At 36.7% G+C, this 21,846-nt stretch carries 27 protein-coding genes and 1 tRNA gene; 22 read left to right on the plus strand and 6 right to left on the minus strand.

The features are described 5' to 3' along the window. Positions 1–6: 6 nt before the first annotated feature. Complete coding sequence (gene efp, locus F3H00_RS06590) at positions 7–573, plus strand: elongation factor P (protein WP_021090997.1); 567 nt, start codon at positions 7–9, stop codon at positions 571–573. A 343-nt stretch (positions 574–916) separates the two neighbouring features. Here efp and F3H00_RS06595 read toward each other — a convergent pair whose 3' ends face one another. Then, on the minus strand, positions 917–1,174 hold the full coding sequence (locus F3H00_RS06595; protein ID WP_255349566.1) for a SelT/SelW/SelH family (seleno)protein: 258 nt from the start codon (positions 1,172–1,174) through the stop codon (positions 917–919). Between the two features lie 84 nt (positions 1,175–1,258). Here F3H00_RS06595 and F3H00_RS06600 point away from each other — a divergent pair, with 84 nt between their 5' ends. From F3H00_RS06600 to F3H00_RS06610, 3 genes are all read left to right on the plus strand, one after another. Beyond that, a complete protein-coding gene (locus tag F3H00_RS06600) occupies positions 1,259–1,810 on the plus strand; it encodes a DJ-1 family glyoxalase III (RefSeq protein ID WP_148799289.1) in 552 nt (183 codons plus the stop codon). Positions 1,811–2,033: 223 nt separating this feature from the next. After that, the gene (gene rbp, locus F3H00_RS06605; RefSeq protein WP_009294719.1) at positions 2,034–2,279 is read left to right on the plus strand and encodes an RNA-binding regulator; all 246 of its coding nucleotides are present in this window, start codon (positions 2,034–2,036) and stop codon (positions 2,277–2,279) included. Continuing rightward, positions 2,257–3,153 (plus strand): glutamate--tRNA ligase family protein, encoded by an 897-nt coding sequence (locus F3H00_RS06610; protein WP_148799291.1) that lies wholly within the window; start codon positions 2,257–2,259, stop codon positions 3,151–3,153. Before rbp ends, F3H00_RS06610 begins: the two co-directional genes overlap by 23 nt. Positions 3,154–3,221: 68 nt before the next feature. On the opposite strand, the gene sppA is transcribed toward F3H00_RS06610, so the two are convergent. Together sppA and mqnF are read right to left on the minus strand one after the other, a co-directional pair. Then, positions 3,222–4,085 (minus strand): signal peptide peptidase SppA, encoded by an 864-nt coding sequence (gene sppA / locus F3H00_RS06615; RefSeq protein WP_148799294.1) that lies wholly within the window; start codon positions 4,083–4,085, stop codon positions 3,222–3,224. Further along, complete coding sequence (mqnF, locus tag F3H00_RS06620; protein WP_148799296.1) at positions 4,073–5,290, minus strand: aminofutalosine deaminase family hydrolase; 1,218 nt, start codon at positions 5,288–5,290, stop codon at positions 4,073–4,075. The genes sppA and mqnF overlap by 13 nt, the downstream gene beginning before the upstream one ends. An 85-nt stretch (positions 5,291–5,375) precedes the next feature. Between mqnF and aroQ the strand changes: the two genes are divergently transcribed. The 15 genes from aroQ to F3H00_RS06695 all read left to right on the plus strand — a co-directional run bounded on the left by aroQ (position 5,376) and on the right by F3H00_RS06695 (position 16,859). Continuing rightward, a complete protein-coding gene (gene aroQ, locus F3H00_RS06625) occupies positions 5,376–5,855 on the plus strand; it encodes a type II 3-dehydroquinate dehydratase (protein ID WP_004317604.1) in 480 nt (159 codons plus the stop codon). Further along, a complete protein-coding gene (locus F3H00_RS06630) occupies positions 5,852–6,877 on the plus strand; it encodes a M24 family metallopeptidase (protein ID WP_148799298.1) in 1,026 nt (341 codons plus the stop codon). Before aroQ ends, F3H00_RS06630 begins: the two co-directional genes overlap by 4 nt. Further along, complete coding sequence (gene folK, locus F3H00_RS06635; RefSeq protein ID WP_148799300.1) at positions 6,874–7,350, plus strand: 2-amino-4-hydroxy-6-hydroxymethyldihydropteridine diphosphokinase; 477 nt, start codon at positions 6,874–6,876, stop codon at positions 7,348–7,350. The genes F3H00_RS06630 and folK overlap by 4 nt, the downstream gene beginning before the upstream one ends. 10 nt (positions 7,351–7,360) lie before the next feature. After that, positions 7,361–8,719 carry a flagellar biosynthesis GTPase FlhF gene (gene flhF, locus F3H00_RS06640; protein ID WP_148799302.1) on the plus strand — a complete coding sequence of 453 codons (1,359 nt, stop codon included), beginning with the start codon at positions 7,361–7,363 and terminating at the stop codon, positions 8,717–8,719. After that, the gene (locus F3H00_RS06645) at positions 8,712–9,578 is read left to right on the plus strand and encodes a P-loop NTPase (protein WP_148799304.1); all 867 of its coding nucleotides are present in this window, start codon (positions 8,712–8,714) and stop codon (positions 9,576–9,578) included. Before flhF ends, F3H00_RS06645 begins: the two co-directional genes overlap by 8 nt. 13 nt (positions 9,579–9,591) lie before the next feature. Next, on the plus strand, positions 9,592–9,936 hold the full coding sequence (locus tag F3H00_RS06650; RefSeq protein WP_021090750.1) for a hypothetical protein: 345 nt from the start codon (positions 9,592–9,594) through the stop codon (positions 9,934–9,936). Next, positions 9,908–10,612 (plus strand): RNA polymerase sigma factor FliA, encoded by a 705-nt coding sequence (locus tag F3H00_RS06655; RefSeq protein ID WP_021090868.1) that lies wholly within the window; start codon positions 9,908–9,910, stop codon positions 10,610–10,612. The genes F3H00_RS06650 and F3H00_RS06655 overlap by 29 nt, the downstream gene beginning before the upstream one ends. Then, positions 10,612–11,715, plus strand: a complete 1,104-nt coding sequence (gene fliM / locus F3H00_RS06660) for a flagellar motor switch protein FliM (RefSeq protein WP_148799306.1) — start codon at positions 10,612–10,614, stop codon at positions 11,713–11,715. Before F3H00_RS06655 ends, fliM begins: the two co-directional genes overlap by 1 nt. Beyond that, positions 11,705–12,553: a flagellar motor switch protein FliY gene (fliY, locus tag F3H00_RS06665; protein ID WP_072594737.1), complete on the plus strand. Its 849-nt coding sequence runs from the start codon at positions 11,705–11,707 to the stop codon at positions 12,551–12,553. Before fliM ends, fliY begins: the two co-directional genes overlap by 11 nt. Beyond that, a complete protein-coding gene (locus F3H00_RS06670) occupies positions 12,553–13,146 on the plus strand; it encodes an LOG family protein (RefSeq protein ID WP_103648879.1) in 594 nt (197 codons plus the stop codon). The genes fliY and F3H00_RS06670 overlap by 1 nt, the downstream gene beginning before the upstream one ends. A 48-nt stretch (positions 13,147–13,194) precedes the next feature. Continuing rightward, positions 13,195–14,217, plus strand: coding sequence for a tRNA 2-thiouridine(34) synthase MnmA (gene mnmA / locus F3H00_RS06675; RefSeq protein ID WP_087576724.1), 1,023 nt, complete (start codon positions 13,195–13,197; stop codon positions 14,215–14,217). A gap of 112 nt (positions 14,218–14,329) precedes the next feature. Next, a tRNA-Asn gene (locus tag F3H00_RS06680) sits at positions 14,330–14,404 on the plus strand. Positions 14,405–14,731: 327 nt separating this feature from the next. Further along, on the plus strand, positions 14,732–14,986 hold the full coding sequence (locus F3H00_RS06685) for a helix-turn-helix transcriptional regulator (protein WP_035145040.1): 255 nt from the start codon (positions 14,732–14,734) through the stop codon (positions 14,984–14,986). Continuing rightward, positions 14,986–15,303 (plus strand): plasmid mobilization protein, encoded by a 318-nt coding sequence (locus tag F3H00_RS06690; RefSeq protein ID WP_148799308.1) that lies wholly within the window; start codon positions 14,986–14,988, stop codon positions 15,301–15,303. Before F3H00_RS06685 ends, F3H00_RS06690 begins: the two co-directional genes overlap by 1 nt. A gap of 2 nt (positions 15,304–15,305) precedes the next feature. Then, on the plus strand, positions 15,306–16,859 hold the full coding sequence (locus F3H00_RS06695) for a relaxase family protein (RefSeq protein WP_148799310.1): 1,554 nt from the start codon (positions 15,306–15,308) through the stop codon (positions 16,857–16,859). Between the two features lie 95 nt (positions 16,860–16,954). On the opposite strand, the gene F3H00_RS06700 is transcribed toward F3H00_RS06695, so the two are convergent. Continuing rightward, positions 16,955–17,251 (minus strand): hypothetical protein, encoded by a 297-nt coding sequence (locus F3H00_RS06700; protein WP_148799312.1) that lies wholly within the window; start codon positions 17,249–17,251, stop codon positions 16,955–16,957. A gap of 425 nt (positions 17,252–17,676) precedes the next feature. Between F3H00_RS06700 and F3H00_RS06705 the strand changes: the two genes are divergently transcribed. From F3H00_RS06705 to F3H00_RS06715, 3 genes are all read left to right on the plus strand, one after another. Then, positions 17,677–19,155 (plus strand): DUF2779 domain-containing protein, encoded by a 1,479-nt coding sequence (locus F3H00_RS06705; protein ID WP_148799314.1) that lies wholly within the window; start codon positions 17,677–17,679, stop codon positions 19,153–19,155. A gap of 55 nt (positions 19,156–19,210) precedes the next feature. After that, entirely contained in the window at positions 19,211–20,419 is a 1,209-nt protein-coding gene (locus F3H00_RS06710; protein ID WP_148799316.1) for a PDDEXK-like family protein, read from the plus strand. Between the two features lie 224 nt (positions 20,420–20,643). Beyond that, a complete protein-coding gene (locus F3H00_RS06715; RefSeq protein WP_148799318.1) occupies positions 20,644–20,976 on the plus strand; it encodes a hypothetical protein in 333 nt (110 codons plus the stop codon). Here the strand turns inward: F3H00_RS06715 and F3H00_RS06720 are convergent. Both F3H00_RS06720 and F3H00_RS06725 read right to left on the minus strand, forming a co-directional pair. Next, entirely contained in the window at positions 20,958–21,533 is a 576-nt protein-coding gene (locus tag F3H00_RS06720) for a metallophosphoesterase family protein (RefSeq protein WP_148799320.1), read from the minus strand. The genes F3H00_RS06715 and F3H00_RS06720 overlap by 19 nt on opposite strands. Continuing rightward, entirely contained in the window at positions 21,526–21,843 is a 318-nt protein-coding gene (locus F3H00_RS06725; protein ID WP_148799322.1) for a hypothetical protein, read from the minus strand. The genes F3H00_RS06720 and F3H00_RS06725 overlap by 8 nt, the downstream gene beginning before the upstream one ends. Positions 21,844–21,846 lie beyond the last annotated feature (3 nt).

Genomic DNA, 21,846 nt, shown 5'->3' on the forward strand with positions numbered 1-21,846 from the left:
TAAAAAATGGCTTCATATTCAATGGGCGATCTAAAAAAGGGACTAAAGATCGAGATCGACGGCGTTCCTTATAAAATCGTAGAATATCAACACGTTAAACCGGGTAAAGGTGCAGCTTTTGTTCGTGCAAAAATCAAATCTTTTATCGACGGAAAAGTGCTTGAAAAGACTTTTCACGCAGGCGATAAATGCGAACAACCACATCTTGAAGAAAAAGAGATGCAGTACCTTTATGACGATGGTGAATATTGTCAGTTTATGGATACGGTTACTTATGAACAAGTTGCTATTAGCGATGAGGATGTGGGTGATGTTAAAAAATGGATGATCGATGGCATGATGGTTGAAATTTTATTTCACAATGGCAATGCAATCGGCGTTGAAGTGCCACAAGTAGTTGAGCTAAAGATAGTTGAGACTCCACCAAATTTCAAGGGTGATACGCAAGGTGGTAAAAAGCCAGCTACTCTTGAGAGTGGTGCGGTAGTTCAGATACCATTTCACGTACTTGAGGGCGAGGTTATCCGTGTAGATACTGTTCGTGGCGAGTATATCGAGCGTGCGAATAAATAAAGCAGCTTAATCTTTCTTACTAAATTTACGTTTAGTAGGCCTAATGCTTAGCTAAAGTCACTATTTAAAAAGTATTGGCTTTAGCAAAAACTTCATTTCATACATTGTAAAATTTCAAGTAGCACTAGTATATAGAATGCATAAAATTTTTATGCTCGATAAAAATCAAATATGGCCAAACATCAGCTAGTAAAATCTTTAAGAATCAAAAAATATATAAAAAAATGAAAATTCTTAGCAAGATAGACTAATGTTTTAATTATAAAATTTTTATATCAAGATAGTAGAATTGCAAGTTAAAAATGGGAAAAAACGAGACGGTTTCCCGTCTCGGTAGCTAGCATTAAGCCGACTTTTCTTTGAGATATTTGTTTATAAGAGTTGTGATCTCTTCACCGTGAGGAAATCTCGCTTCATCATTTCCGATGCGATCTTTCTTAGAAAATATAACATCTCCATCAACCTCGACGATGAAATTTCCACCATCACCTATAACCTTTTCGACTCTTGCATCACTAAAGTTCGCTTTTATTTCATCTTCTACACGAGAAGCTACCGGACGATAGTTTCAAGAGTTGCAGTAAATAATTTTTACTTGCATGCTCTGTCCTTTCTTGTGAAATAAGCCAATATTATATAAAATTTTACTTAACAAATAAAACATATTATTGTAAAGGATAAATTTATGAAAAAAGTTGCTGTGATTTTAGCTGATGGATTTGAGGAGATAGAAGCACTAACTTCTGTTGATGTTTTACGTAGAGCTGGAGCGATAGCTTCTATTGTTGGGCTAAATGACGTAAACATCAAAGGATGTCACAATATAAGTGTAAAGGCTGATGTGACACTTCGCGAGATGAAGGAGCTAGACTACGATGCGATCGTCCTTCCTGGGGGACTTCCAGGAGCTAGCAATCTAGCAAACGATACAAGGCTCAAAGCAATCTTGCAAAATTTTGATAAAAGCAATAAGCTTATTTGTGCCATTTGTGCTGCTCCTATGGTGCTTGAGAGTGCTGGTGTGCTAAAAGATCATTTTGTTTGTTATCCAGGATTTGAAGAAAATGTAAGAAGTGATAAAAGGGGCTATGATAACGGCAAGAGTGTATTGAAAGATCAAAATATTATTACAGCAAAAGGTCCTACATTTTCAATAGAATTTGCACTTTTTATAGTTAAAAATTTACTTGGCGATGAAGCCTATCTTCAAGTAAAGAATGATTTACTTTATAAATAGCTTATAAAGATAAAATAATTTTTTATTTAATTATTTTTTTTAAACTTAAGGTTAGATTTTGTTTAGTGATAGTTATAGAAGCTCTATATATACGAGTTTGTGGCTTTTAAGAATATTTTTTAAAAAAATATAATAAATTTTTGATTTTTTACATCTTTTTGACGAAAATTAGCTATTATCACACTAACCGAATAAATCGGTAATTTTTTTAAGGAACACTCCTGTGAATATTTATGTAGGAAATTTGTCGTATAGAACGACAGAGGCAGAATTAAAGGAAGCCTTTGCACAATTTGGTGAAGTAAGGCGAGCAAAAATAGTAAAAGATAGAGAAACTGATCGCTCAAAAGGCTTTGGCTTTGTTGAAATGGACGATGCAAATGAGGGACAAAAAGCTATAGACGCACTAAATGAAAAAGAACTAGGCGGACGTACTTTAAGGGTAAATGAGGCTAGACCAAGGGATTAATGACTATTTGCCACCAAATGGTGGCATAGCATCCCGCATAGCTCCTACTCCTAGTGGTTTTTTGCATGCTGGCAATGCTTATAACTTCATCCTAACTTATCTTTTGACACGTTCGGTAAATGGCATTTTGCACTTACGTATTGATGACTATGACCTTAGTAGATACCGGTGTGAGTTCGTTCAAAATATCTTTGATGTTTTAGAATTTTTGGGGCTTGAATACGATAAAGGTCCAATTAACGTAAGTGACTTTGAGCGTAATTTTAGCTTCAAAATAAGAGCTAAAAGATACGAAGATGTACTTGAAAAACTAGATGAAATTTATATCTGCGAATGTTCTAGAGCTACAAAGAATGCCTATAAAAACGGCATTTACACTAAAATTTGTAAAAATAAAAATCTAAAATTTATAAAAGACAATACTGCCATTAGACTAAGCGTAGATGAGGGCGACCCTCTTGGTAAGCTTGTGGCAGAGCAAATGGGCGATTTTGTGATTTACAAAAAAGATTTTACTCCTGCTTACAACTTTGCAAGCGTGATAGATGACGAGGATATGGGTATAAATTTGGTTGTTAGAGGCGAGGATCTAAAGGCTTGCACGCTAGCTCAAAGATACCTTGCAAAAAGGCTAAATTTTAACTTTTATAATGCTAATTTTATTCATCATAAGCTACTTTTAAAAGATGGCAAAAAGCTCTCAAAAAGCTCAAAATCGCCACCAATTAATCTAAAAGATAGCCCGCAAATTTATTACAAAATTTTAGCAAATGATCTTGGTTTGGATATAAAATCAACGGACAAAATCCAAAACCTACTTTATGAGTTTAAGCTAAAAAATATAGCCAAAAATTTTTTGCAAAGTAAGAGCTAAATTTATACTATATATGCAGTCTGTCCCCGCCCTGATCTTTTGCTTTGATTAGCCATGTGTTGCTTTGATTATCTAAGCTTTGTTTCGAAAAATGCACTAAAAAGCGAGTTTATGCCCTGCTTTGTAAATTTCTCCATTATCTTTTCGATCTGCGGTTTTTCTTGCCAGACTGGCTCATCTACGAGGCTCATTTTTGCTAGCTTATTTTGAGCGTCTATGTAGCTACCAAGGCTGTCAATTAGCCCCATTTTTAGGGCATTGTGAGCCAAAAAGACCCTTGCGTTTGCCCACTCGTCTTTTTTGTTGATGTCTAAATTTCTAGCCTCTGCCACGTCACTTACAAAGAGCATGTAAGCGTCATTTACGAGCCCTTGCAAGCTCTCACGCTCCTGCTTGCTCCAGCTCCTCATAAAGGTGCCAGCCTCTTTAAACTCGCCAGCCTTCACCACCTGCTCGCTCACGCCTAAGTTTTTGGCTAAATTTTCGATGTTTGCCCCTTGCATGATGACGCCGATCGAGCCTATGAAAGCACCTGGATTTGCTACGATAGTGTCGGCATTTACGCCAGCGTAGTAGCTGCCACTCGCCATGTTGCCAGCTGCGTATGCGAGCACTTTTTTGCTCTCTTTTAGCCTCTTGACCGCCATGGCTAGCTCCACGCTAGGACTTAGTGCACCGCCTGGACTGTCGATGTAAAGCAGCACACCTTTGATGTTGCTATCAAGCCTTGCTTTTTCGAGTGCATCTAAAATTTCACTAGTATCCATTATCGTGTCCGTGATGTCGATGCGGGCTAAATTTGGCTCTTTCATCTTGCTATCTGGCGCGAAAATAAAAAATAAGATGAGCAAAAATATGAGCGCCTTAAAGTAGTTATTTATAAATTTAAAAATTCCCAAAATTCCTCTAAAAATAAGCCTTAAAATTTGCAAATTTTGCCTCCGATATATAGTTTTTTAGCCTCGTTTGTATGAAGTATTAGCTGAAGTATTAGCTCGCTATCATCGCACTTTAGGTCGTTATAGACCGCAAGATCAGCCGCACGTCCTGCTTTTATCTCACCGTTATTTGTCCTAAGTGCTTTTGCGCCCCCGTGCGTTGCAGCGACAAAAAGCCTGGTGGCAAGTTCATTTAGATTAAGGCTAGCGTGGGTAAATAGGGCAGCTCTTAGTTCATGCCAGAAATTTAGGCTGATATTTGAGCTAAGGCCGTCTGTGCCGATATTTAAGCTGACATCATTTTTAAAAATTTCTTTTAAATTTAGCGCCTTTTTGCCAAGTAGCCTATTTGAAACGGCACAGTGTGTCACGCTGTGATGAGGCCTAAATTTAGCAAAATCGCTCACATAAACGCAGTGCGTGAAAAGTGTATTTATCTCACGAAACATCGCAAAATAGCCATTTGTGTCATACATCGGCTTTGGATCAGGGTTAAATCTTAAAAGATGCTTTTTAAAGCCACCACTGCCGTGCTCTAGCCACTGCTTTTCAGCCTTGCTTTCTAAAAAGTGCGTGCTAACAAGAAGATCGTCTTTTTTAGCTATCTCAAGGGCGGCTTTAGCAAGCTTTAGGTGCACAGAGTAGGGCGAGTGCAGCGAGATAGCTGGGGTGAAATTTTGGCTTTTATAGCTCTTTGTTTTTTCAAATTTAGCTAAGAAATTTTGCAAATTTTGCTCACTCATCCGCTCGCTCGAGCCTAAAATTTCACTAAAAAGCACTACTTTTAGCGGACTAGCGGCTAAAATTTCAAGCTCAGAGCCAAAGCTAGAGATCTCGCCAATGGCGCAAACTCCGCTTTTTAGCATCGAATTTATAGCTTTATTCATAGCCTTTTTAACGTCCATTTTGGCTAGCTCGCCGCCTTTATCGACGATAGAGCCAAGCCACTTTATAAAGTCGCCATATTTTAGCGTGCTAACATTTGAGCTAAACTCCAAATGAACGTGCGTATTTACGAACGCTGGGGCGATCACACTCTCACCAAAGTCGTAAATTTTTGCATCTTTAAATTTTTTTTGCGCCTCTTTTTCGCTTGTAATTTCTAAAATTTTATCATTTTCAATAACAACACAAGAATTTCTTAAAATTTTTGGATTTTCTCCGCCAGTGATTATTTTTTTTGCTTTTAAAATTTCCACATTTGAGCCTTAAATTTTTGTTATTGTAGCGAAAATTTAGGAACGAAAATGTATAATTTGGGCTATTTAATCAAAAAGGAGTGACATGGATAAGAAGCTAAAAATAATGGTCATCCAAGGCCCAAATATTAACATGCTTGGCGCTAGAGAGCCAGGAATTTATGGCGTTATGAAGATGGAAGATATCCACTCTCAAATGAAGATCGTTGCCGATCAAAATGACGTTGAGATCGAGTTTTTTCAAAGCAACCTTGAGGGCGAGCTAGTCGATAAGATCCAAGAGTGCTTGGGCGATGCTGACGGCATCATCATAAACCCAGCCGCTTACACTCACACATCTATAGCTATCCGTGACGCGCTAAGTGCGGTTGCGCTGCCAGTTATCGAGGTGCATATCAGCAACGTTTATAGAAGAGAAGAGTTCCGCCACAAAAGCCTTATCGCGCCAGTTGCAGCAGGTCAGATCGTGGGCTTTGGACCAGTCGGCTATCATTTAGCGATGATAGGCATGCTTCAAATTTTTGAACAAATCAAAGCAGTAAGAGCAAATCAAAAAGCACAATGAATTTCATCTTAAAGGACGAAAACGCCGTATTTTACGAGTGCGGATATAGCTGTGACAATGAGTTTTTGCTATGCGTTGATGGCGTGAAATACTTTTTCACGGACGCGAGGTATTATTTCGAGGCAAAAAGCTGCGTAAATGCAGGCGTGGTCGTTCTTTTAGCACAGAGAAATTTAATAAGCGAGGTCAGGGCATTTTTAAGAAAGATAAAGCCAAGTAGCCTCGTTTTTAACCCAGATGAGCTAAGCCTAAGTGAGTTTAATGCGCTTAGCAAGGGTTTTAAGATAAATTTCAAGCCAAAGGCAAATTTCTCCAGGCTAAAGAGAATTTGCAAAAGCGAAGATGAGATAAAAATTTTAAAAAAGGCTAGCGAATTTGGAGCTAAATGCTTTAATGAATTTGCTAAATTTGTGCGTGAAAATGGCGAAGGGATGAGCGAAAAAGAGCTTCATTTTAACGCCTCGCTTATCTTTAGACAAAAAAACGAGTTAGGTCTTAGCTTTGATCCGATCGTAGCGATAAACGAAAATGCCGCAAAAGCACACGCGTTGCCTGGAGATAAAATTTTAAAAAAAGGCGATTTGCTGCTACTTGACGCTGGGGTGAAATTTAAGCGTTACTGCTCTGATCGTACCAGGACTGCTTGCTTTGATGAAAATTTTAACTTCTCAAAGGAGCAAAAATTTAAAAACGCAAAGATGCAAGAAATTTATGAGATCGTAAAAGAGGCTCAGGCTGCTGCGATAAAGGTCGCAAGAGCTGGAGTTAGGGCGTGCGAGATAGACCTTGCAGCAAGAAGCGTGATAGCAAGGGCTGGATATGAAAAGGCTTTTTTTCACTCGACAGGACACGGCGTGGGTGTCGATATACACGAGCTTCCAGTCATCTCAGCAAGGAGCGAAACGCTCATAAAAGAGGGCATGGTCTTTAGCGTGGAGCCTGGAATTTATCTAGAAAATGAATTTGGCGTGCGTATCGAAGACGTAGTGGTCGCAAGAGAAGGTGGGTGCGAAATTTTATGAGGCTAGCTGGAGCAAGAAAGATCGTAAAAAGCCGTTTTTGCCCTAGTTTTTTTCATAAAAGAGATGAGTTTAAGTATGAGGCGCTAGTTGGCATGGGTGGCAACATCGGCGATAGCGCAAAGAGGTTTGATAAATTTATAAGAGCGATTACAAGTGATAGCAGGTTTCATGTAGTTGAAGTCTCGCCGATCCTTATAAATGCGGCGTTTGGCTACGAAGCGCAGGATGACTTTAGTAACGCTGTTATAAATTTACAAACATCTATGAGCCCTAGAGAAACTCTAAAAATTTTGGGGCACTATGAGAGTAAATTTAAGCGCGTGAGGACATTTAAAAATGCACCACGTACGCTTGATTTGGACATTTTGTATTTTAGTAAAAAAGTCTATAAGACGCCGCGCCTTATCGTCCCGCACCCAGGAGCCGATAAGAGGCTTAGCGTGATCGTGCCACTAGGGATTATGAGAGGTTAAAAGGATATAAATGGCTACAAAATTTCATACTTTTACAGGCGAGAGTACCATCGAGGCTTTGAAAAAGGCTCAAGAAGCGTGCGGCGAGAAGGCCATACTCGTCACTACAAAACAAATTCAAGCCAAAACGATAAATAAAAAACCGATTTATGAAATTTTAGTAAGCGTCGAAGAAGACGACGTAAAGCAGCCTCCAAAACCAAATACAAAAGCTATAAACTATGAAAATGCCTACTCTAAATTTAATAAAAACTATGAGCCTGCTAAGCCAAAATTTGAGATAAAAGAGGAGCCTGCTAAATTTGAGGCAAAGACAACCTCGCCTGAGCCTTATGACCCAAATGAGAGCGTGCTTTTAAATATCTCAGACGTCGCAAAAGAGATAAGTGCGATCGCAAATGTCGATATGAACGAGATCAAAGAGCCAAACACAAATGGCATGAATAAAAAAATAGACGACGTAGCCAAACAAGTAAGCGTGCTAAGCGAGAAAATAGGGCTCATAACTGACATGATCTGGGACGAAAAAGCACCAAATCGCAACAATCTCTCGATCCCACCAGAGTTTGCTAGCATCTACAAGCTCGCAAAACAAAGCGGCATGAAAGATGAGCATTTAGAGGCTATCATGCAAACGACGCTTGAAAATTTGCCAGTCTCAATGAAGAGCAATCCAACTGCTGTAAAGAGATATTTCTACTCGCTTTTGCGAAATATGCTACCTTGCAGAAAAGAGCCAAGTGATAAAAAACAACGTATCATGATGCTAGTTGGTCCAACTGGAGTTGGTAAGACTACGACTCTTGCAAAGCTAGCGGCTCGTTTTGCTTACGGCAATGAAAAGCGCTATAAAACAGGTATCATCACGCTTGATACATATCGTATCGGAGCGGTTGAGCAGTTATTTCAATATGCTAAAATGATGAAGTTGCCTATTCTCGATGTTATCGAGATAGATGACTTTCAAAATGCTATAAAGCAGCTTAATTATTGTGATGTGATACTTATTGATACGACTGGAAATTCGCAGTATGACAAAGAAAAGCTTGAAAGGCTTGATAAATTTTTAAAGCATAGCGGCGCAAAGATCGATGTAAATTTGGTCCTTTCGGCTGGCTCAAAGGTTGAAGATCTAATAGAAATTTATAATGGATTTTCATTTTTGGATATTGACACGCTGATAATCACAAAATTTGATGAGACAAAAATTTTTGGCAACGTCTTTTCGCTGATATATGAGACAAATACGCCGGTTAGCTACTTTAGCGTGGGCCAAGAGGTGCCTGATGATCTTGTGGAGGCAAAGAGCGAATTTTTAGTAGAGTGCGTGTTTGACGGCTTTACAAGGCAAAAGGCTAACGATGAATAACCAAGCGCAAAAACTACAAAATTTAGTCCAGTCTCAAAGCAAGAGTAAAAATACGCATTTTATTGCGATAACTAGCGGTAAAGGCGGTGTTGGTAAGAGTACGATAAGTGCAAATTTAGCAAATGTCTTATCAAAAAATGGCTACAAAGTAGGGCTATTTGACGCTGATATCGGCCTTGCAAACCTTGACGTCATCTTAAATGTAAAAATGGGTAAAAATTTACTTCACGTGCTAAAAGGCGAGTGCAGCCTAAAAGATATCTTGATACCTATAAATAAAAATTTGATCCTCATCCCTGGCGAAAGCGGCGATGAAATTTTGAAATTTAACAATCAATTTTTATTTGAGAGGTTTTTAGATGAGGCGAGAGAGCTTGATGAGCTTGATTTTTTGATCATCGATACTGGAGCTGGCATAGGTGGTAGCACGCAGCTATTTTTAGAGGCAGCTGATGAGGTCGTGGTGGTGACTGTGCCTGATCCTGCGGCGATAACTGATGCATACGCTGTCATAAAGATCGTCTCAAGGTTTAAAAATAGCGAGCTTTTGCTTTTAAATATGGTAAAAAATGAAGCAGAAGCGACTAGAATTTATGAAAATATCAAACGCGTTGCTAATGCAAATATCGGGCCTAGCTTAAATTTAGAGCTTATAGGATTTGTGACTTCTGATAAGAATGTTTCAAGAAGTATAAAACAACGAACGCTTTTTACAGACGACGCTGCTTATGCTGAGCCTAGCGCTCAGATAAAACAGATAGCTTCGAATTTACTTTATAGGTTGGAACGAAAAGTGCTTAACGATGAGCAAAGCAGGAGCTTTGGGGGCTTCTTTAAGCGTTTGATAGAACAATTTTGATGGAGATTGAGCTTTGCGTGCAGAAAATTTTATAGCATTTTTTACGGTTTGTGGTTTTTTTGTAGGTATAGTTTTTACCTTGTTAAAGGTGAGTGAGCCTATCGAAATGCTAGTTTATACACTAGTTATTACTTTGTTTTTTTATCTTATAATTCACATTGTTATCATGAACTACATCGATGTGAAAAGGGCTTTAACTAAAATTTTTGACAAACAAAAACACGAAGAGATCGCGGACTATCTCATCTCTGAGCTAAATACTAGAGAAAAGCGTATGGAAAATATAATGGTAAAAATGACTGCTGAAAATTTTGATTCTGGTAAACGAAATGCACGAGTTAAAGCAAAAGCAGCTTAACGCTTATAAAAATACGATAAAAAAGGAACAAGACGAAATCGTCTTAAAATACATGCCAGCACTGCGTGCTATGGCGTTTAGACTTAAAGAGAGGTTGCCATCAAGCATAGATACAAATGACCTGATAAGCATTGGTGTTGAAGAGATGATAAAACTTAGCAGGAAGTATGACAAGGAGCAAAATGACTCTTTTTGGGGTTATGGCAAAAAGAGAATTTATGGCTCCATGCTTGATTATCTAAGGACGCTTGATGTTGTTAGCAGAAGCGATAGAAAGCTAGTAAAGAGCATAAATAGTGAGATAGATAACTATTTTAATGAATTTGAAGAAGAGCCAAGCGATGAGTATTTGGCCGAAAAGCTTAATGAAGATATTGAGAAGATAAGAGAGGCAAGAGGTGTTAGCGGTATCATTACTATCTTACCAATAGACGAGCAAATGGAGCTAATTGGTCAAAATGATGTCGAGAAAAGCATTGAGAGAGAGGATCTCATTTTAAAAATAGAAGAAGCTTTAAAAGATTTTGACGAAAGAGATCAGATGTTGGTTCAGCTTTATTATTATGAAGAGCTAAATTTAAAAGAGATAAGCCAGATCATGAATATTAGCGAGAGTAGAATTTCACAAATTCATAAACGTTTGCTTGATCGTATTAGGCGTAGCTTGGGGGTTTAATGGCTGATATTTTAAGTCAAGAAGAGATAGACGCGCTACTTGAAGTTGTTGATGAAGACGGCGATACGAGTAATATCGAGGTCGAAGAGAGATCGCAAGGCGAACAAAAACAGATTATTATTTATGATTTTAAGCGTCCAAACCGCGTTAGTAAAGAGCAACTCCGTGCGATAAAAGGCATCCATGATAAGCTTGCTAGAAATTTGGCTAGTCAAATTTCTAGTGTGATGAGAAGTATTGTCGAGATCAGACTTCACAGTGTTGATCAGATGACTTATGGCGAATTTTTGATGAGTTTGCCAAGCCCAACGAGCTTTAACGTCTTTTCTATAAAACCGCTTGATGGAAACTGTGTTTTGGAGATAAATCCAAGCATTGCCTTTCCGATGATAGATCGTTTGCTTGGCGGAACTGGTGAAAATTTTGAGGCAAATAGAGAACTAACCGACATTGAAGTAAATTTGCTTGATGCGGTACTTAGAATGATCATGCAGCGTCTTAAAGAGAGCTGGTCGATGATAACTGATATGTACCCAAATGTGGAAGCTAAGGAGAGCAGTCCAAATGTCGTACAGATCGTCTCTCAAAATGAGATCGTCATCATGGTCGTTATGGAGATCATAGTTGGTGGCTCAAGCGGTATGATAAATTTATGCTATCCAGTCATCTATCTTGAACCGATACTCTCACGCCTTGCAAACAGGGACATTATGCTTGGTGAAACGAGTGCAAAAAAAAGTAGAAACAAAGAGCTAAAAACACTTATCGGACGAGCAGAAATTTTATATGAAGCCATACTTGGCAAATCGATCATCAGCGTAAATGAGTTTTTAAATTTAAAAGAAGGCGATATTTTAAGGCTTGATAGAGGAGCTGATGATAAGGCGATCGTTTGTATCGATAAAAAAGAAGTTTTCTTAGCTGAAGTTGGGCTTCATAGATTTAGAAAATCTATAAGGATTGAGCAGTTAATACGCTCTGATAAAGATGAGATCAAAAATATCTTAGAAAAATACGAAGAAGAGCGAAAAGCAAAGCTGATGGCGTATGAAGCTAATGAGCGCAAAATGGAAGAAGAAGAGGACGATGAAAATGATGAATGATTTTTTTAATATATTTTCTAACGAATTAAAAGCTACTATCGAAGGACTTACGGGCAGAGCTCCAGAGGTTGGTGAAAGAAATGAATTTGATGCACCAACGCAAAATGGCATAAAACCGCCTGTAGTGATGGCCAATATCTCTTTAAGTGGCGATATCAATGCTAAAACAGAGATAGTATGCACTCCGGTTTTAATAAGTGCCATTAGCGAATGGATGATGGGCGAAGAGGAAATTTCAAAGAATGAAAATTTAGGCAGTGATGAGCTTGACGCCGCAAAAGAGATATTTTCAAACCTTTTTAGTGCTTTTAGTACATCCTTGGGTGCTCAAAAGGGCATGCCAAAGATAAATTTTGAAGTAATAAATGTAAATTTTTTAGATGAAAATTCTTCGCTTGATTTTAGTGTTTATGAAAAGTTATTTTTATTTAATGTCAAAATCGAAGATCTAAGTGAGCATATCGGTTTTGCTTGCGATCATTCGCTGATGAAATTTTTTGAGCCAACAAAGACCGAAGCACCAGCTGCACCAGCAAGCACTCCTCACGTAGCTAAGGGCGATTTTAGCGCTGAAGAGATGAGAAATATCGGCCTTATAATGGATGTTAGGCTGCCTATTCGTGTTCGTATCGGCTCAAAAAGAATGCTCTTAAAAGATGTGCTTACCATGGATATTGGCTCAGTTATCGAGTTAAATCAATTAGCAAATGATCCGCTTGAAATTTTGATCGGCGATAAGGTAATAGCTCTTGGCGAAGTTGTCATAATCGATGGAAACTTTGGCATCCAGATCACTCAGATAGGCTCAAAACGCGAGAGGCTTCAACAGTTAAAATAATGAATAATGAATTAGTTAGTGATCTTTTAAATTTTCCAAACGTCTTAAAATATAAAAATAAAAATGTTACCTTCTTTGGCTCGGCTAGATTTGATGAAGAAAATTTCTACTGCAAAAAGGCTTATGAACTAGCTTATAAGCTAAACGAGCTGGGATATGCCATCTTAACTGGTGGCGGGGACGGCATAATGAGAGCTGCAAACAAGGGCGCGTTTGATAGTGCAAAATCGCCAAGCATAGCCCTAAATGTGAGGCTTCCGTTTGAACAAAATACAAATCCTTACGTTACGGCAAAATATCTTTTTTCAAATTTAAGCCCAAGAAAATTTGCACTTACCGATCGCTCAGTCGCATTTGTCGTCTTTCCTGGTGGCTTTGGCACTCTTGATGAACTTTTTGAAATTTTAGTACTTGCTCAAGTTGGTAGTAAAAAAGTAAAAATTTTTCTTTTTGGGAGTGAATTTTGGCAAGGGCTTGATGAGTTTATAAAAAATACGCTAGTTAGCCAAAAAACAATAAAAAAAGAAGATATAAATTTATACAAAATCACCGATGATTTAGAGCTTATTGCAAACGAAATTTTGGCTATTTAAAAATAAGATATAAAATATCCCCTTTTAAATTTCAAAGAGGTAAAAAATATGAAAATAATGGTCGCAATGAGCGGTGGTGTAGATAGCACTATGACGGCTAAATTTCTACAAGAAGCTGGTCATGAAGTGCAAGGTTGCTATATGATGCTACATCAAAAGCCAGGATATCACGAAGAAAATATCAGAAAAGTAAAAAAAGTAGGCGAGTATCTTGGCATAAAGGTGCATATTTTGGATCTGCAGGATAAATTTAACGAGTTTGTCTATGATCCTTTTGTGAAGCTCTATAAAGAGGGCAAGACGCCAAATCCTTGTGCTTTGTGCAATAAATTTATAAAACTGGGTGCGTTGCTTGATTTTGCAAAGGCAAATGGCTGTGAGAAGCTTGCTACTGGGCATTATGTGCAAGTTATTGATGGATTTATCACATGTGCAAAAGATCCTAGCAAGGATCAAAGCTACTTTTTAGCTCAAGTGCCAAAAGAGATATTAAAAGATGTTATTTTCCCGCTTGGGGATAAATTTAAAAAAGATATAAAAGAGCTTGCAAGAAGTGTAAAAGTGCTTGAAGAATTTGCTACGCAGGCAGAAAGTAGTGAAATTTGCTTTGTGGAAGATACTTATATCGAAGTTTTAAATAAGCATTACAATACAAATTTGCCAGGAAACGTAGTTGATAAAGACGGCAAAATAATCGGCCGCCACCAAGGCTATATGCACTATACTATCGGTAAGCGCCGTGGTTTTGAGGTTTTTGGCGCCCATGAGCCACATTTTGTTATAAAGATAAATGCCGATAAAAACGAGATCGTTGTAGGAACAAAAGATGATTTGGCTCAAAAAGTAGTCGAGCTTGAAAACGTAAATTTGTTTATAGATAAAGATAAATTTGAGTGCGAAACTAAGATAAGATATAGAAGCCCTAAACTTGATGCTTTTGTTGAGGTTGATAAAGAGAATAAAACAGCAAAACTAACGCTAAATCAAAATGCACTTGGTGTGGCACAAGGCCAGCTTTGTGTTATGTATGATGGCGATAAGGTTATTGCAAGTGGATTTATAAAAGGCTAGTTTTAGCCTTTTATAAAAATTTATTGGACCCTGTACGATTTTTTATAAATTAAGCTAAAATTTATTGACAAAACATATCTTTTCGTCTATAATACGAGCTCTTTTCAAGTGTTCCGGATTAGCTCAGCGGTAGAGTAGGTGACTGTTAATCACTTGGTCGCTGGTTCGAACCCAGCATCCGGAGCCATTCTTCTTCAAAAATCATTTTAAAATCCCGATTTTAACGATATTTCAAAAACTTTAAGTTTTCTTGTTTTTTGTATTTTTCCCCTTTATTTCCCCTCAGTTTTATTTAATATTTTAAAATTTTCTATTTTGCTCTAATGTGTTTTTATGTATATTATTTTTTGTTTTTAAAGAGTTGTAGATAAAAAACATAAAATGTTTTTACTCTAATTCACTACAAATTGCTCTAAAGAGCTATATTTTATAAAGAATTTCTAAAAATACCTCATTCTGTAATGAAAAAATATCCCAATTAGTATAATTAATAGTAAAAGCAAAAAGGATTTTTATGCTTGATAGTAATGAGTTTTTAAATACAGTACTACAAAGTCTAGAAAGACAGTTTCCATCTGTGCAAGCTCTAGATCGGAAGCAAACAGCCAAGGCGATTGGAATCGGACTTTCAACATTAGACTTACGCATTAAAGATGGCAGGAATTTGCCTAGATATATAAAAATAGGTGATGCTAAAAATTCAAGGATAGTTTTTCCTTTGCTTTCAATAGCTGAATTTTTAACAAATCAAAGGCAAAAGGTTCTATGATGAAGCAAAACAAAAAGAACAGACTCACTATAAGACTTGACGATAATGAACTTAATCAAGTGAATCTAAATGCTTCAATATCTGGGCTAAATAAATCGTCATATATAAGATATGTTTTAATAAATGCTAAGCCACCTATTCATAGATTTGATAAGGCAATGATAATTCAAGTGGCAAAAATAGGCAACAATATAAACCAAATTGCAAAGCATGTAAATATAGATAAAGTCATAGATGGTGTTGTTTTAAAACAAATAATTGATGTTAATAAAAAATTAGACGACTTAATGTTGCAAAAACAAAATCCAAGAAGTTAAGTATGTTAGTAAAATTCTTTAAAACTAAAAACGGTGGTAGTGTTGCTGGTATCAACTATCTTTTGAATCATAGAGTAAAAGATGGGACGGCATTCGTTTTGAAAGGTAGCGAAGTGATTACTAGGCAGATAGTATCTAATGTTACTAAAAAACAAAAACTCTGTATTGGTTGCTTAAGTTTTGAAGAAGCCGACATTGATTTGGATGTCAAGCAAAAGGTTATAGATGAATTTGAAACGTTGCTTTTTGGAGAATACAAAGAGAGATTTAATATCCTTTGGGTTAAACATATTGATAAAGGTCGGCTTGAGTTAAATTTTGCCATACCAAAAATTGATTTAGAAAGCGGAATGGCTTTTAATCCATATTATGACAAAAAAGATAGAGCTTTAATAGACACTTGGCAAAACCTTGCAAATTTCAAATTCGGCTTTAGCGATCCAAAAGATCCAGCAAAAGCTCATATGCTTCAAGGATCAAGAAAAGAGGTTGGTGTTATCAAAGACTACATCGAGCTAGAAAAAATACTGACCGATAAATTTATAAATCAAGAATTTACTTGCAGAGACGACATTTTGAATGCTTTAAAAAGTAGCGACATAGATATAACTAGAGTCGGTAAAGACTACATATCGGTTAAATTACCTGGTACTAAAAAAGCTAAAAGATTCAAGGGGGACATATTTAGTGAAGAATTTAGAAATATTAAAAGCATGGAGCAACTCCGAAATAAAACTGAAACAAGAGCAACAGAATTTAGAAATAGAGCAGATGAACAAACGAATGTCGACGCTTCAGGACGAAGTTTTATATTTGCAAGGCAGTTTGAAACAAAAGAATCAAGAGAATTTAGAATTGTTAAATTTAAACAAAGCTTGTCAAAACGAGATCAAGAGCTTGCAAGACTCAAAAGAGAGCTCGACAAACAAATACAAGAGCAAGATAAGTGGCTTGAAGTCCAAGCTAACAGAGTGCCGAAGCGATGCAAAGTTTTTCGAAGCCATGTCTTGGATACTGATTGGTGTGCTAATAATACTAGTATTGATATACATATGGATCCCATATCTACAAAAGATCTGGCTTTAGCAAATAAATTAGCCAATGATGGTATAGATAAAACAAAATACAAATGGCAAGCAATAAATCATAAACACACTATTTTTAACGAAAGGATTTTTGATAATGACTTTACTAGAGCAAACATTGTTGGCACAATTAGAAGAAAAGGAGAAAAGGGAGCAAGATATCATAATGTTATTAGGGCAACTATTGTCGGAATTCAAGACATTAAAAGAGGAATTGATCAGTATAGAGACAGAATCAACAAACAATATAAATTCCTTATGTCAAGAGTTGGAAAATTTACAACTGCAACTAACGAACTTACAAAAAGAATCAAAGAATCAGACATTTTTGCAAGAGCAATATCAAGAACAACTAGAGAATTTGAAGAAGTTGCTAGAAAGTATGTGCTAAGTCGGATACAAAAAGATATTCGAATGGATGCGAATAGGATAAAACAGAGAGATATTTGTGATATAGGGATTGACTTTTGATTAGGAAATAAAATATAAATTTTTTATCTCCTAATCTATCTATGCTAATATAGGTGCAATGATTAGATCAGCTATCTATTTATAAATACCAAATTTTATTTATCTAGTTTTTTCAGCAAATAGTCAAGTGAGCCAGAATCACTATATTCTTTTTCATCGCTCTCATCTTGTGCCCAGTATTCAAAGCATTCAAGCTCTTTTAGTGCTTGCACTAGTTCTTTTTTCTCAAGATACTCATATCTAAGGCTTAGCACGCGTCTTAAAACCTCTCTTATAAATTTCCTGTCGCTGCTAAATTTTAGTGCCGTGCTTTTTAAAACAGCTATGACATTTTTTATAAACGCGTCGCCATATCGAGTATAATATGCCACGCCAAGCGCTTGAAACAGCATGATTTTCGCTTTATCAAAAATTTCATTTTTCATAGAAAATTTCAGCTATTTTTATGCAATTTAGCGTATCTTTTTTCAAAGTAGATCTCGCTATCCAAAAGGCCAAATTCGCTTGATATTTTATGCAAACATATATTTTCTTCTATGCTACAGCCATTATAAGTGTCAAATTTAGCATCAGGTCTTAAAAACCACTCAAATTTTATCTTTGCATTTTTACATATGACGTAAGTTTGCCAGCTTCAAATAACTCTTTTATCTGTCTGATCTTTTTCATCGCCACTCCTTTTTTGGATGAATTTTAAAATAAAAAATGGACAAATTTTATTCCTATTTTGCTGGTATAATCTCACAAAAAAGGACTTTGAAACAAAGACCTTTCTGACTATATTATAGAAATAAAACAAATTTTAAAGGCATAGACAATGGCATTATCTAAATCCCTCTACATCCGCGGTCTTCAGTGTGAAAAGAGCTTGTGGCTAAAAAAGAAAAGGCCTGGGGTTTTGCAAGCTCCAGATAATAGTGCGCAGGCGGTATTTGACACTGGTACATCAGTTGGCGAGCTAACCTGTGAGCTCTTTGGCGGCGGCGAGAGGATAGAGTACACGGGCGACTTTAGTGCGCAAATGGCAAAAACAAAAGAGCTTATAGAACGCGGCACAAAGGTGATCTACGAGGCTACTTTTTGCTTTGATGGCATCCTCGTGATGGTCGACATCCTCCGTATCTGCGAGGATGGCCTCATCATCAACGAAGTAAAGAGCTCAACCTCGGTAAAAGACGTCTATATCGATGATGCAAGCATCCAGTACTACGTCATTAGCTCGCTTGGCTACAAGGTGAGTGCCGTAAATATCATCCACATAGATAGCAGCTACATAAGAGGTGAGAAGCTCGAGCTTGAGAAGTTTTTTCACACCGAAGACGTGACTGAGCAAGTAAAGCAAAAACAAGTAGATATCCCTCAAATTTTAAGTAAATTTGACGAAATTCTTAGCAAAGACGTTGAACCGGAGATCGATATCGGAGCTCAGTGCGCTAACCCATATCCTTGCGACGCTTGGGAGTACTGCTGGCGCGAGCAGCGAGGCATCCCCGAGTATAGTATTTTTGATATTAGCGGCTTAAGAAGTAAAAAGAAATTTGAGCTTTACAAAAGCGGCATAGTTAAATTTGAAGATATAAAAGAGCTGGATAAATTTAACGCCTCCCAGCAGATCCAAATCCGCTCTGAGCTCTCAAAGGAGCAGATCATAGATAAAGAGGCTATCAAAGAATTTCTAGAGACACTTAGCTATCCACTCTATCACCTTGACTTTGAGACCTTTCAGCAGGCGGTACCTGAGTTTATAGGGCTTAGTCCATACGAGCAGATACCTTTTCAGTTCTCTATCCACAAAGAGGATGGCAAAGGAAATTTAGAGCATTTTGAGTTCTTGGCAGAGATCGGAGCCGATCCTAGATATGAACTAGCTTTAAATTTGATCAAATTTATCCCACAAGATGCCTGCGTGCTAGCCTACAACATGAGTTTTGAAAAAAGAGTGATAAGGCAGTTAGCTCTAAATTACCCTCAAATTTCAAATGAGCTTATGGCTATCCACGACAATATAAAAGACCTAATGGCGCCATTTGCGAGCAAGAGCTACTATCATCCAAAAATGCAGGGCAGCTACTCTATAAAGTACGTCCTGCCAGCTCTTGTGCCTGAATTTGAGTCGGCTTACAAGGATCTAAATTTGATCCACAACGGCGGCGAAGCGATGCAGGCATACGAAGCGATGACGCATATGTCGGCAGATGAGCGCAAGGCCTATAAAAAGGCACTTTTGGCATACTGCAAGCTAGATACTCTAGCGATGGTTAAAGTTTTAGAAAAACTGCGCGAATTGGTAAAATAGACAAAAAGTGTCTGATTTGCTAGTTATAATGTTTTAAAAATTTAAAGGAGAAAGTATGGATATAGAAAAATTTGAATCTATGTTAAAGCAAATCAAGATATTAAACGACAAACTTGAAGTCAAAAAGATGCGCGGAAATAATGACTACAACTTATTTTTGGCACTTTTAGATATAAATGATGAGGTTAGGTTACATTCTCGATTTATATATTCGCTTTTAGATACAAGTTCTCCACACTACCAAAAAGAGCTATTTTTAGAGCTTTTTATAAAAGCGTGCGGACTAGAGAATTTTGGGCTAAATCTGCAAACCGCAAAAGTCTATAAAGAGTACGAAAATATAGATATATATATAACCGACGGCACGAAGCATATTATCTTAGAAAATAAAATAAATGCTGGTGATCAAGAGGCTCAGATAAAAAGATATATAGAAACCATCCAAAAAGAAAATAACGGCGAGGCTGATATATACGTGCTATTTTTGTCTAAGAAAGGGCGCGCGCCTAGCGACTATAGTCTGGATGGATTAAAAATCAAAGACAGTAAAATTATAGATGAAAATAGCAACGAAGTGGCTAAATTTAAGGCTGTATCTTATAACAAAGAGATAATGAAATGGCTTGGCTCGTGTCTTGATGAGGCCGGGAATTTGGCAAATTTAGCCGCCGTGATATCGCAATACAAAAACGTCATTGAAAAAATTTATGGAACCTATAAAGGAGTAGAGATGGATACTGAGGAAATAAGTAAGATAATACTAGAGAACTATGATATAGTCGATGAAATAAGAAATAAATACTTTGATATAGCCAATGCAAAGAGACTTAATGAATTTATGTCAAACGTAAAGACTGAGCTTGAAAAAAGATTATCACAAGAATGGTGCGTAGAAATAGAAGAGGCTGATACTAGAAGGTATTTTGAACCTATAAGTTTTTATAAATATAGTTGGGGCAATGACCATATACTAACTTTTACTCTAGAATTTGACAATAGAAACTTTCTAAATCCATATATTGGCCTTGCTTATGATATGGATAAAATAAATAAGGCATACGTTGATAGTATACAAGTTAAAATCTCTAGCGAATGGAATATAGGTGCGAGATTTGCCAGATGGAAATGGCTAAAAAAAGATCAATTTTTAAGAGAAATAGTCGTAAACAAATATAGCGAGTCGGAGCTGGTTAATGAACTAATAAAAATGAAAGACGAGCTAGAGCCATTGGCTGATGAAGTCATTAAGTTAGCTATAGTATAGATCAAACAGTTATTTTTGGATAGATGGGTCGCCTCAATCGCTAATGCTAATTTAAAGAGCTAGTGATTGATGGTGATCTCAAATTAATATATTGATCATAACACTAGGTCAAGCAATCTAAATTTTGAAAATACTATCTCTAAACTACCAAAAGCTGCTATGAGGATATTTTATAGACAAATTTTGTCCATATTTTTATTTATAATAAAAGCATAGGAGCGAAAATGAGCGAGCAAGAACTTTGGCAAGAGTATGATGAGTTTTCTTTTTTGGCGCAAGCAAAATCAAGCTATGATTACGTAAATAATGCAAATTTTACTAAGTATAGCAACACTGAGATGTCAAAAGATTTTTACAAGCAAGCTGTTAAGGCATTAAATAATGCGCATGATGTCATTGCTGAGGCTAAATTTATACTGCAAAATCTAAAAAACGATTTTGGATGTGAGAGCGAATTTATAAAAGAGATATGCTTGCAAATTTTAAATATAGAAATGACGCCGTATGAGCATCAAGAGGTGGCTAAAATGATAGAGAGTTATAGCTCTATCACTTGATAAAATGGCTCTTTTGTGCCGCTACTTGCTGAGTTGTAAATTTTAACTCCGTTTAAAATATCTATGTGTGATTTTGGCTCGTGGATATGCCCACAAAGGATGATCTTTGTCTTTAAAAGATTATTTTTTATAAGCCTTGCAAGCTCTATATCTCCGTGATCCTTGTCATTTTTACTGATGCTCGTATTTGTCTTTGCTGGTGGAACGTGGGTCAGTAAGATATCACACTCCGCAAAGTCAAGCAGATCATCACACAAGTAAGGCACGCAGCCAAATTTAACGTCATTTATAGTTTTTATAGTACCATCAGAGTATATGCCGCTTATAGAATTTAGCCAAGAAGGCGGCGTATCGTGGTTGCCAGAGCAAACAAATACAGGCTTTTTAAAGCTTTTTAGCCACAAAGTAGCTTGCTCTTTTTCCTGTGCGCTCTCTTTGTATAGAAAATCGCCACTAAAACAAAAAATGTCAAATTTGTCTTGAAGGGCCAAAATATAGTCAAAATAGCTAGTATTAAAGTGCAGATCGCTAGAGTGGAAAAGTTTTAGATTATTCATTTATACCGGTTGCCAATACACTAAACCTAACTGTATCCATATCTAGATTGTTATCTGTGCTAGTCATAAATATAAAATCTAGCTCAAACTCAAAAACTTTACTAGTAATTTCTTCAATGCTGGCAAATGATAAGTTCTTATTCATCTCAACATGCATAAATATTGCGTTAGCTTTTGAAATCATGCTTTTTAATCTTTGATTTATTGTGTTGCTAAGTTTAGATATTTTAAAAGTCCCAACAAAGCCATCTATCTTACCATCATAAGACATTATTTTCATTATATCGTGCAAGTCTATAATAGCGTCCATTGT

This window comes from Campylobacter concisus, assembly GCF_902460845.1.
In the GTDB taxonomy this organism is placed as follows: domain Bacteria; phylum Campylobacterota; class Campylobacteria; order Campylobacterales; family Campylobacteraceae; genus Campylobacter_A; species Campylobacter_A concisus_X.